Here is an 11,973-nt window from a genome sequence, read left to right as displayed (position 1 = left end):
ACTTTAAATAACAACACAATTGGAGCCTAGCCAATGAGCAACAAAGGGCAAACACTACAAGATCCGTTTTTGAATGCTTTACGCAAGGATCACGTGCCCGTATCGATTTACCTGGTTAACGGGATCAAGCTGCAAGGGCAGGTTGAGTCGTTTGATCAATATGTCGTTCTGTTACGCAATACCGTCACACAAATGGTTTACAAGCACGCCATCTCCACCGTCGTACCCGCGCGACCGGTTGTTTTCCAAGTGGATGAGCCCTCTGAGTAAGTTCCCGCTACATCCAGCCAATCAAATGCCCGCCGTGTGCTTAGTGCCGGCGGGTACTTTGTTCATGACCTCATGAAGGTCCTTATTCTCAATGTAGACCTCGGCAAGCCGGACTACCAGGCTCATGCCGATGAGTTCCTGATGCTGGCAAAAGGCGCAGGCGCGGAGGTCGTTGCGACGGTCGTCGCGCGTCGGTCTCGGCCCGATGCCGCGCTGTTCATTGGTACGGGCAAGCTCGACGAAGCGGTATTGATCGCCGATGAGATGGGCGCTGAAATCGTCCTGTTCGATCAGCCGCTTACGCCAGGCCAGCAGCGCAACCTGGAACGTGGATTCAATCGCCGTGTCGTGGACCGGGTCGCCCTGATCCTGGATATTTTCGCGCTGCGTGCCAAAAGCCATGAAGGCAAACTCCAGGTCGAATTGGCCCAGCTCCAGCATTTGTCTACGCGTCTTACCCGGATGTGGTCTCATCTTGAGCGCCAGCGCGGCGGTATCGGAATGCGCGGTCCCGGCGAGGCGCAGCTGGAAATGGATCGCCGAATCATCGGCGACAAGGTCCGCCTGTTGAAAGAGCGTCTGGCACGAGTCCAGCGCCAGCGTAGCACCCAGCGTCGTTCGCGTTCGCGCGGGAGCATACTTTCCGTGTCGCTGGTGGGCTATACCAACGCCGGTAAATCCACCTTGTTCAATTCGCTCACGCGGGCCGGCGCCTTTGCCGCCGACCAGCTTTTTGCCACGCTGGATACGACTACGCGCCGTATCTGGATAGAAGGGGCTGGACAGGTGGTTATCTCCGACACGGTCGGCTTTATCCGCGACTTGCCGCCTACGCTTATTGCCGCCTTTCGTGCAACCCTTGAAGAAACGGTCCAGGCCGATTTGCTTCTGCACGTGGTGGACGCCGCCAGTCCGCAACGCGACGAACAGATGGCCGAAGTGGACAAAGTGCTTGCTGATATCGGGGCGGACGAGGTCCCACGCATTCTTGTCTATAACAAAATAGATGAGGCCGGCTACGAGCCCAGGATGGAGCGCAATGAACATGGTACGATTGCACGAGTTTTTGTGAGCGCTCTGAAGCGCGCCGGTTTAGATGGTTTGCGTGGGGCAATTGTCGAATCAGGTCAAATCGCGGGAAATAATGCGTCAAATATCGAAAATCTTTAATCTGAATGATCCAGGCTGGGGCCGTGGCGGTAATAACGGTTCCGAACCTCCTCGCCGTCCAAAGGGCGACGGGCCTCCCGACCTCGACGAGGTCTGGCGCGATTTCAATAGCCGGCTGGGTTCTCTGTTTGGGCGCAAGCCCAACCGCGGCGACAAACGCTTCGGTGGCGGGGGCAACGGTTCGGGTGGCAATGGCATGCCGTCGATGCCCAAGGGCTCGCCCAAGATGATAGGCGCGGTGGCTGTCATCGCCGTCGGGTTGTGGCTGGCCAGCGGTTTGGTGATCGTGCAGGAAGGGCAGGTCGCCGTCGTCACGCAGTTCGGCAAGTACACCAAGACATTGTCTCCGGGCTTGCAGTGGCATATGCCGTATCCCATCGAAAGTCACGAGACCGTCAATATTTCGCAGTTGCGTACTTTCGAAGTGGGTTTCCGGGGCACGGCGCGAAACAAGGTCCTGCCTGAGTCGCTCATGCTCACCACCGACGAGAATATTGTCGACCTCCAGTTCGTGGTGCAATATCGCCTGATGCCTACGGGCGCGCCTGATTACCTGTTTAATACGAGCCAGCCCGATGAGTCCGTTCGCCAGGCGGCCGAAACGGCAATGCGCGAAATCGTCGGCAGGAAGCCGATGGACTTCGTGTTGTATTCCGGTCGTACGGAGGTGGCAACCGAAGTTCAGGCCCTGGCCCAAAGCATCCTTGATGTCTACGAGACCGGCGTACAGATCAGCACTGTGGCAATCCAGAACGTACAGCCTCCCGAGCAGGTGCAAGCCGCTTTTGACGACGCCGTAAAGGCCGGACAAGACCGCGAGCGCCAGATCAACGAAGGTAATGCCTATGCCAACAAGGTATTGCCAGAGGCACAAGGCCAGGTCGCCCGCATGGTGCAGGAAGCCGAAGGCTACCGTGCCACGATCATCGGCGATGCCCAGGGTGATACCGCCCGCTTCACCAGTGTTGAGTCCGAGTATGCGAAGGCGCCCGACGTCACGCGTGAACGCATGTACTTGTCGACCATGCAGCAAATCCTGGAACGTAGCAGCAAAGTCATGATCGACTCCGAAGCCAGCAACAATATGCTGTATTTGCCTCTCGACAAGATCATGCAGCAAACGGCGGGTGCCGGCACCCGCTCCAGCAGTTCGGTAGAGAGCACCACAGGCGCAGCTGCCGCTGCTGCTCAACCACCGAAGACGGCCAGTACTCCAGCGAGAACCAGTACGCCCGATAACAGCGCTTCAACCAGAAATGCGCTGACGAATCCGTATTCACGCTAGGAGGCCATGATGCAACGTTTTTTCCCCGCTTTAGTCGGCCTGGTTATCTTGCTGGCAATTCTGTCCACCTGCGTGTTCGTCGTGCGCGAGCGCGACTCGGCCTTGGTGTTTGCATTGGGTGAAGTTCGCGAGACCATCACCGAGCCCGGCCTGTATTTCAAGCTGCCGCCACCGTTCGAAAATGTGGTGCGCCTTGATAAGCGCCTGCAAACCATCGAAACCAACGATCCTGAGCGTATCCAGACAGCAGAAAAGAAAAACCTGCTGATTGATTCCTTCGTGAAGTGGCGCATCGCTGACCCGCGCCTTTTCTATGTCACTTTCGGTGCCAATGATCGCGCCGCGGTCGAGCGCCTGCAGGCGCAGATCCGCGATGCCCTCAACGCATCGGTCAACGTTCGCACCGTGAAGGAAGTCGTCTCCAGCGAGCGCGACACCATCATGAAAGAAGTGCTGACCACGGTCGAGGCCCGCGCCAAGCCGTTGGGCGTCCAGGTGGTCGACGTACGCCTGCGCCGCATCGATTTTGCTCCTGAAATCTCCGAGTCGGTTTACCGTCGCATGGAAGCGGAGCGCAAGCAGGAAGCCAACCGCCTGCGTGCCACCGGTGCGGCCGATAGTGAACGCATTCGTGCGCAAGCCGATCGCCAACGCCAGGAACTGGTCGCCAAGGCGTATGCCGAATCGCAAGGCATCCGAGGCGAGGGCGATGCCCGGGCCGCGGCAGTCTACGCCGAAGCCTATGGCAAGAATCCCGAGTTCTACAGCTTTTACAAGAGTCTTGAAGGATATCGCGCTGCGTTCTCCGGCGCCAACGACACCATGGTACTCAGCCCGAAATCCGACTTCTTCAAGTTCTGGACATCGCCTGAGGGCGGTACGCCCGCCGTCCCCTAACCTGGCTGCCCTGACGGCAGGCCTGCCCCAAGCCTTGAGAGCCGGGCAGGCCTGTCGCCAATACCAGGCGGCAAGCGCGTCGACGGTATAGCGGGGCCTAGCCCGGTTTCCTTATTGGTTCCTATCGTTTATACTATCGCGTAAGTTTTGTTTACTTCCTACCGCAAGCGACTTGGCGGGCTTACGCCCCAAGTCGCTTTTTGTTTGGCAGTGCTATTTGCAATATTTTTCAGGACTGGATGATGTCCAATTGGTTGTTGCCAGAAAGTCTGGCCGATATTCTGCCTGCCGAGGCGCGTCGCATCGAAGAGCTGCGGCGCAATTTGCTGGATCTGTATCGCACGTATGGCTTCGAGCTCGTAGCGCCGCCATTGGTCGAATACATAGACTCTCTGCTTTCCGGCACCGGCAGCGCGTTGAACCTGCGTACCTGCAAGCTCATTGACCAACTATCGGGCCGAACCATGGGCGTGCGTGCCGACATGACGCCGCAGGTCTCCCGCATCGACGCCCATTTGCTCAATCGCGAAGGCGCAACCCGGCTATGCTATTGTGGATCGGTCTTGCATGCGCGGCCTTCCGGTTTGCTTTCCGACCGCGAATTGCTTCAGATCGGTGCCGAAATATTCGGCCATGCGGGTGTGGAAGCCGATATCGAGGTATTGGAACTGGCCCTGGAAAGCGTCAAGCGGGCCGGTGTAAAAGAAGCCAGGCTCGACTTGAATCATCCTGGGGTGGTGCGGGCAATTATTGATTCCGACCCTGCCCTCCAGGGCGCGGAAGAAGCCATATCCGAATTGCTCAGCACTAAAGATATCCCCGCGATCAACGACCTTCCATCGACGATAGCAGGTGTACAGCCGGCCACCGTGAAGGCTTTGCTCGACTTGGCCTCGCTGTATGGCGGGCCGGAGGTCATTGCCAGGGCACGCGCCGTTCTGCCGCCGCTACCGACCTTGCTGGCCGGACTGGACGATCTCGAGATCCTGGTTCGGGCCTTGCCCACGCATCAGTTCAGCATTGATCTGGCCGATATGGGCAGCGGCTATGGCTACCATTCCGGCGTCGTGTTTTCCATCTATGCCGAAGGATGGCATGATGCATTGGTCAAGGGCGGCCGTTACGACGGTGTGGGCAAGGCATTTGGGCGTTCGCGTCCCGCCACGGGGTTCAGCCTCGATTTGCGCAAGCTGTCGGCGGGCTTACCGCCCGCAACAATCGCGAAGGCGATACGCGCGCCGTGGGGCACCGATGCCGCCCTGGTCGCGGCATTGCGCCAGTTGCGCGGAGACGGCGAGATCGTCGTGCAAGTATTGCCAGGGCAGCCGCATCGGCTGGATGAATTTACCGTCGACCGGGAATTGGTCCTGGATGACGGGGCATGGAAGGTAAGGGCGATACAGTAATCCGCTACGCCGGACAGCTTTATCGTATGGTTTGAACCTGATTTGGCCTTGTGTACAGCGGGTCGATACTTTTTAATACATGACATGAGCAAGAATATTGTGGTAATCGGCACCCAATGGGGTGACGAAGGCAAGGGCAAGATCGTAGACTGGCTGGCTGAATCGGCCCAGGGCGTCGTGCGCTTCCAGGGCGGTCATAACGCCGGGCATACGCTGTGGATCAACGGCAAGAAAACGATACTTCGGCTTATTCCGTCGGGCATCATGCATCCGCACGTCACTTGCTATATTGGTAATGGCGTCGTGTTGTCGCCCGAAGCCTTGCTGAAGGAAATCGGCGAACTCGAAGAGGCCGGCCTGGACGTCCGTTCGCGCCTGCAAATTTCCCCTGCCTGCCCGCTTATCCTTCCCTACCATATTGCGGTGGACCAGGCTCGTGAAGCGCGAAAGGGCGAGGGCAAAATCGGTACGACCGGCCGGGGTATCGGGCCGGCCTACGAAGACAAGGTGGCGCGGCGCGCATTGCGGGTGCAAGACCTCTATGACCCTGCAATCTTCGACGAAAAGCTCGCCGAAGTGCTCGACTTCCATAATTTTGTCCTGACTCAATACCTGGGCGGCAAGGCGGTTTCGTCCGACGAGGTACGCGATCAGGCTATGGCGCTGGCGCCTGCCATCAAGCCCATGGTGGCCGATGTATCGCAAAATCTTTACGTTGCGCAAAAAACCGGCCAGAAACTTTTATTCGAAGGCGCGCAGGGCGCCTTGCTCGACATCGACCATGGCACGTACCCCTTCGTCACCAGCAGCAATTGCGTGGCCGGTGCCGCGTCAGCCGGTGCCGGCGTTGGGCCGCAGTCGCTCGACTACGTGCTGGGCATTGCCAAGGCCTACACCACCCGGGTCGGTTCAGGTCCGTTCCCCACTGAATTGCTGGACGACACCGGCGCCCGCCTGGCCACGGTCGGCAAGGAATTCGGTTCGGTCACGGGGCGGCCGCGGCGTTGCGGCTGGTTTGACGGCGCCGCCATGAAGCGCTCGGTCATGATCAACGGAATATCCGGTCTTTGCATCACCAAGCTTGACGTCCTCGATGGCGTGGAGCAGCTCAAGATTGGTGTTGGCTATCGCTATAAGGGCGAATTCCTCGACGTGCTGCCTTATGGCGCCCATGCTGCCGCCGAGGCGGAACCGGTGCTCGAAGAGATGGCCGGCTGGACGGAATCGACCGTAGGCGTCACCGATTACGATAAGCTGCCGGTCAATGCGCGCCGCTATCTGGAACGCATTGCTGAAGTCTGCGATGTGGCCATCGACATGGTGTCCACCGGTCCCGACCGTTTGGAAACCATCGTATTGCGCCATCCTTTCAAAGGATAAACAGCTGCGCAAAAGCGCCCTGAACCCGGTGTTTGCGTGTAACTTGCAACACAAGACCCCGAATTTCGCAAGGAATTCGGGGTTTTTCCATTTGCGCCTTTTCGCCTGTCCCTTGGCGGTTTATCATAACGGACCTTTTGAATCAGTATGGGAACCATCGCCTTATGACCAATCCAAGCACCGACCGAGACCATTGGGTCAGCTGGGATCAATATCATGCGCTTATCGAGCGGCTTGCCTTGACGCTACACGAGTCGGGCTGGCATTTCGACAAGATCGTATGTCTGGCGCGCGGTGGTGTCCGTGTTGGCGATGTATTGTCACGCATATACGATGTTCCTTTGGGTATCCTGGCGACCAGCAGCTATCGCGAAGCGGCGGGCACTGAACAGGGCCAGCTCGATATCGCCCAGTTCATCACCATTACCCGCGGCACACTGGACGGCCGTGTGCTTCTGGTGGACGACATGGTTGATACAGGCATGACGTTTGGCCGTGTACGCGACCATCTCCTGTCGCAATTTCCGGCCATTACCGAACTGAAGACAGCTGTCCTGTGGTGGAAGGGACATTCGCAGTCCATACCCGATTATTTCGTGGACAAGCTGCCGACCAATCCATGGATACACCAGCCCTTTGAAGACTACGACAGCATTCGTCCCCATCAGCTCGAAGCATGGGTGCGCAAGGGTGTTCGTGGTTGAGTTTTTCGCCCGTCCAGCGCCTATGGCATGGGCAGGCGGCCCAACGTTGACAGCTTATGATCGAACCATGAACCAACTATTCGTGGTAAACTCTTAGGTTGTCGTTAATTCACTAATCTATAACTTGCAAGGCTTAAGATTACATGCCTATCGTTCGTCTGAAAGAAAACGAGCCGTTTGAAGCCGCACTGCGTCGCTTTAAGCGCACCATCGAGAAAATTGGTCTCTTGACCGAATTGCGCGCGCGCGAATTTTACGAGAAGCCCACTGCCGAACGTAAACGCAAGCATGCTGCAGCCGTCAAGCGCCACTACAAACGCATCCGCAGCCAACAACTGCCTCCGCGTCTGTATTGATTGATCCCTGAATCATTTGTTCAGGATCTCCTCGCCCGTGTAGATGTTGTTGACGTTGTCGGGCGATATGTACAGTTGCGCAAGGGTGGGGCCAATTTACTTGGCCTTTGCCCGTTTCACAATGAAAAGAGTCCCTCTTTCACGGTAAGTCCCACCAAGCAGTTCTATCACTGTTTTGGTTGCGGTGCGCACGGCAGCGCCATTACGTTTCTGATTGAGCATACCGGCGCCAGCTTCCCCGAGGCGGTTCGCAACCTGGCCGCGAACGCCGGCATGACGGTTCCCGAAGCGCCCCGAAGTCCCCGCCAGCGTGCCGCGGATCAAGTCCGCAAAGACGAAGTTTCCCGCCAGCAGCAGGTCCTTGACCAAGCTCAGGCGCATTACGTGCGCGAACTCAAAGGCGCGCGAAATGCTGTCCATTATTTGAAGCAGCGTGGGCTGTCCGGGGAAACGGCGGCCCGTTTCGGGTTGGGTTGGGCAGGCGCCGACAGGCGCGGCTTGTCGTCCGTTTTCCCCCAGTATGAGGATGCCTTGCTGGTTGAATCGGGGCTCGTCATTGAAGCCGAGGACGGACGCCGTTATGATCGCTTTCGTGAGCGCATCATGTTTCCCATACGCAATCAGCGGGGAAACCTGATCGGCTTCGGCGGGCGCATCATAGGCAAAGGCGAACCCAAGTACCTGAATTCGCCGGAAACCTCGCTGTTTTCCAAGGGCCACGAGTTGTATGGTCTTTGGGAGGGACGGACCGGAATCCGCAAAGAAGGCCATGTTCTGGTCGTTGAAGGCTATATGGATGTGGTCGGCCTGGCGCAGCATGGCCTGTCCAACGCCGTGGCTACGCTGGGTACAGCCACCACGTCGTTTCATATACAAAAGCTGTTGCGGGCCAGCAACAAGATCATATTCAGTTTCGATGGCGACAAGGCCGGCCGCAAGGCGGCATGGCGGGCGCTGAATACCTGCCTGCCGCTGGTGCGCGACGATGTATCGATGCGGTTCCTGTTCCTGCCGTCCGAGCATGATCCGGACTCCTATATCCGCGAGTATGGCCAGGAAGCCTTCAAGGCGACGGTGGCCGAGGCCGTACCTTTGTCGCGGTTCATGCTGGACGAGCTTTCGTCCCGTCATGCGATGCACGAAGCAGAAGGGCGCGCGGCCTGCGTGCACGAGGCCAAGCCCTTGCTCGCATCGCTTCCGGAAGGCACCTTGCGCGTACAGATCGAACGCGAATTTGCCAAGCTGGTGCATTTGACGCCGGAAGAACTGAGCCAGATGCTGGCCGAAGTGAGTGTGCCGGAACCCGTGATGCTTTCACCGTACAAGCCGGCGGCGCATCCCGAGGGGTTGCCGTCGGGTGGAAACGAAGAGCCGCCCGGGTTCATGGATGCGCCTATGTTCGATCCGGATGACTATGGATCCTACGATAATGTCGAGGACAGACCTGCCGAATCATTTTCGCGCCAGGTGTCGACAGGGTCGCGAGGGGGCAAAGCCCGCACGGTGACGCCAATGGCCAAGCGCCTTTTGCGTTTGCTGCTGGCGCATCCGGAGCTGGTTTCGGGTCTGGGCGACCAGCAACTTGAAATTCTGGAGCAAGGCCCCCATCTAGTCCTTGTCCGAGACCTTATCGCCTTGGCCAACGTCAGCGGCGCCCGCCATGCCGGCGCCTTGCTGCAAGCGGCGGATCCGGGTTCAGACCTGGCTGGTGTATTGGCTTCGGTAAGCCCTGAGCTATTGGCCCAGGAAGATTTGCCGGACCCGCAGACCGAATGGAACGACGCAATGCGACGTATCGAGCTTGACGCCATCAAGGCTGAGCAGTCGACACTGGTCCTTGCGGGCTTGAAGGACGATATTTCCCGAAAGAGGTATCACGAGCTGACGCGACGAATTGCATTACTAAGTAGTGCTGCTTCCCGTTAAGTGTTGTAAAATAGAGAGTTTTCGCAATACCTGTGCATATTATTGCCTAATAATGGTGCAAACCGGCTAGCCCCCTTTGCCTTGCAACGACCGCGTCAAGGAATATTAAACATGGGCTGCTTGGGTCGACATCAGCATTAACGCCGCATATGCATATTTTTTGCGATAAGTAAGTTCTGCCCCTGCAACACTCGTTGGCCAATGGCCGACCGAGTGATTTTGCGCCTACGGAAGCGACTATGACCCAAAGTACTGGTAAAACCCCCCTGTCGGCTGAAGAAGCTGTCAAGAAATCTACAACTGTGGCCGCGACTAAAACCGTCGCCAAGACAGCAGTGAAGGTTGGGGATGGTGTTACGGCAGATAAAGCCTCTACCGTGAAAAAGGCTCCGGCCAAGAAAGCGGCGACCACAAAGGCTGCTGCCAAGAAAGCCGCCGAGCCGGGTTCGACCGAGGTAAAGAAAGCTGGCAAGACCGCGGCTCGCGCTGTTCCCACTGGGCGTCGCCCTGGGCGGCCGGCCAAGAACGCCAACAACGATAGCGCCGATTTCAACGACGACGATTCCGGCGACGCTGAAGTCATCCCCGAGCTCAAGCCGCTGCCCAAGCGCGGTGGAAAGCGCGCGAAGGGTGACAAGGACGTCCCCGCGCGCAACCAGATGACTCCCGAGGAACAAGAGGCTCGTCGCAATCGCTTGAAAGTGCTGATCAAGCTCGGTAAAGACCGCGGCTACCTCACGTACGGCGAAATCAACGACCATTTGCCCGATGATCTGGTCGATGCCGAAGCGATCGACGGCATTATCAGCACGTTCAGCGACATGGGCATTTCGGTGTACGACCAGGCGCCCGATGCCGATGCGCTGCTCATGAGCGATAACGCGCCTGTCGCCACCAGCGACGACGACGTCGAGGACGAAGCCGAAGCAGCCCTGACCACGGTGGACTCCGATTTCGGCCGCACCACCGATCCGGTGCGCATGTATATGCGCGAAATGGGTACGGTCGAGCTCCTTACGCGCGAAGGCGAAATCGAGATCGCCAAGCGCATCGAAGACGGCCTCAAGCATATGGTCATGGCCATCGCGGCGTGTCCGGTTACCGTCAATGAAATCCTTCAGTACGTGCAGCGTGTGCGCGAAGGCGCCGCCCAGATCGATGAGGTCGTTGACGGTCTTATCGACCAGGAAGGCGAAGAATACGCCGGTGCCGGCGTTTCCGTCGACAATGACGAAAACGAAGACGGCCCCGCGGGCGGAATGAGCAGCAAGCAGCTCGAGTACCTGCGCTCCACCGCCCTCAAGAAATTCGAAACCATTGGTGTATGGTTCGGCAAGATGCGCAAGGCGTTCGAACGCGACGGCTACCAGGCCCAGGAATATATCCAGGCACAGGAAGCCATCCTGAACGAACTCATGGGCATCCGGTTCACGGCCAAAATGGTCGAGAAGCTGGCCGATACCCTGCGCGAACAGGTCGGTGAAGTGCGCAAGCTCGAACGTGCCGTGCTGCATGCGTGCGTGGACCGCGCCGGCATGCCCCGTGCCTATTTCATCAAGGTATTCCCCGGCAACGAAACGAACCTGGATTGGGTATTGGGCGAGGTCGCCGGCGGACATGCTTATTCAGAGACGCTGGAGCGCCACATTCCCGCCGTACAAGAGATCCAGCAAAAGCTGATCGATCTGCAAACGGCTGTCGTTTTGCCGCTCAAGGATCTCAAAGACGTCAACAAGCGCATGGCAACCGGCGAAGCCAAGGCTCGCAAGGCCAAGCGCGAAATGACGGAAGCGAACTTGCGTCTGGTTATCTCCATTGCCAAGAAGTACACGAACCGGGGCCTGCAGTTCCTGGATCTGATCCAGGAAGGCAATATTGGCTTGATGAAAGCCGTGGACAAGTTTGAATATCGCCGCGGCTATAAGTTTTCCACTTATGCCACATGGTGGATTCGACAGGCCATTACCCGTTCCATTGCCGACCAAGCGCGCACCATTCGTATTCCGGTGCACATGATTGAAACGATCAACAAAATGAATCGTATCAATCGCCAGATTTTGCAGGAAACCGGTGCCGAGCCCGATCCCGCCACGCTGGCTCAAAAGATGGACATGCCGGAAGACAAGGTGCGCAAGATCCTGAAGATCGCCAAAGAGCCGATCTCGATGGAAACGCCTATCGGCGACGATGATGACTCCCATTTGGGCGACTTCATCGAAGATACCGGTACCTTGTCGCCGTCTGAATGGGCGCTGCATGGCTCGATGCGCGATGTGGTCAAGGAAGTCCTCGATTCGCTGACTCCACGGGAAGCGAAAGTATTGCGCATGCGCTTCGGTATCGAAATGAGCACCGATCAGACGCTGGAAGAAGTCGGCAAGCAATTTGACGTTACACGCGAGCGTATTCGTCAAATAGAAGCCAAGGCTTTGCGCAAGCTGCGCCATCCAAGCCGGGCCGACAAGCTCAAGAGCTTCCTGGAAGGCCAGTAAGCCCCGCGCGCCCAGGTTCATCGGGCGCCAAAGCAGGCCTGTCTTAGCTCTGGCGGCATCCTTTGGGATGCCGCTTTTTTATGGGTG

General features: G+C 57.8%; 10 protein-coding genes. All 10 read left to right on the top strand.

What is annotated here, in order from left to right; translation table 11 throughout:
* Window positions 1–33: 33 nt before the first annotated feature.
* The 10 genes from hfq (at window position 34) to rpoD (ending at window position 11,886) form a co-directional block, all read left to right on the top strand.
* Entirely contained in the window at window positions 34–270 is a 237-nt protein-coding gene (gene hfq / locus CR159_RS14075; RefSeq protein WP_073101368.1) for an RNA chaperone Hfq, read from the top strand.
* Between the two features lie 72 nt (window positions 271–342).
* Complete coding sequence (hflX, locus tag CR159_RS14070; RefSeq protein ID WP_102074599.1) at window positions 343–1,440, top strand: GTPase HflX; 1,098 nt, start codon at window positions 343–345, stop codon at window positions 1,438–1,440.
* Window positions 1,415–2,725 carry an FtsH protease activity modulator HflK gene (hflK, locus tag CR159_RS14065; RefSeq protein WP_102074598.1) on the top strand — a complete coding sequence of 437 codons (1,311 nt, stop codon included), beginning with the start codon at window positions 1,415–1,417 and terminating at the stop codon, window positions 2,723–2,725. Before hflX ends, hflK begins: the two co-directional genes overlap by 26 nt.
* Before the next feature lie 9 nt (window positions 2,726–2,734).
* Window positions 2,735–3,622 (top strand): protease modulator HflC, encoded by an 888-nt coding sequence (hflC, locus tag CR159_RS14060; RefSeq protein ID WP_102074597.1) that lies wholly within the window; start codon window positions 2,735–2,737, stop codon window positions 3,620–3,622.
* Between the two features lie 242 nt (window positions 3,623–3,864).
* Complete coding sequence (locus CR159_RS14055; protein WP_102074701.1) at window positions 3,865–5,028, top strand: ATP phosphoribosyltransferase regulatory subunit; 1,164 nt, start codon at window positions 3,865–3,867, stop codon at window positions 5,026–5,028.
* A gap of 84 nt (window positions 5,029–5,112) precedes the next feature.
* Window positions 5,113–6,408, top strand: coding sequence for an adenylosuccinate synthase (locus CR159_RS14050; RefSeq protein ID WP_102074596.1), 1,296 nt, complete (start codon window positions 5,113–5,115; stop codon window positions 6,406–6,408).
* A gap of 164 nt (window positions 6,409–6,572) precedes the next feature.
* Window positions 6,573–7,112, top strand: a complete 540-nt coding sequence (locus CR159_RS14045) for a phosphoribosyltransferase (RefSeq protein ID WP_102074595.1) — start codon at window positions 6,573–6,575, stop codon at window positions 7,110–7,112.
* 143 nt (window positions 7,113–7,255) lie between these two features.
* Window positions 7,256–7,468 carry a 30S ribosomal protein S21 gene (gene rpsU, locus CR159_RS14040; RefSeq protein ID WP_102068946.1) on the top strand — a complete coding sequence of 71 codons (213 nt, stop codon included), beginning with the start codon at window positions 7,256–7,258 and terminating at the stop codon, window positions 7,466–7,468.
* A complete protein-coding gene (gene dnaG, locus CR159_RS14035) occupies window positions 7,469–9,394 on the top strand; it encodes a DNA primase (protein WP_102074594.1) in 1,926 nt (641 codons plus the stop codon).
* Window positions 9,395–9,633: 239 nt separating this feature from the next.
* Complete coding sequence (gene rpoD, locus CR159_RS14030; RefSeq protein WP_102074593.1) at window positions 9,634–11,886, top strand: RNA polymerase sigma factor RpoD; 2,253 nt, start codon at window positions 9,634–9,636, stop codon at window positions 11,884–11,886.
* The last annotated feature ends 87 nt before the right edge of the window (window positions 11,887–11,973 follow it).

The organism is Pollutimonas subterranea (assembly GCF_002849655.1).
Taxonomy (GTDB): Bacteria; Pseudomonadota; Gammaproteobacteria; order Burkholderiales; family Burkholderiaceae_B; genus Pollutimonas; species Pollutimonas subterranea.
Note: the sequence above shows the minus strand (reverse complement) of the source record. Positions and strands in the feature narration are given on the sequence as shown.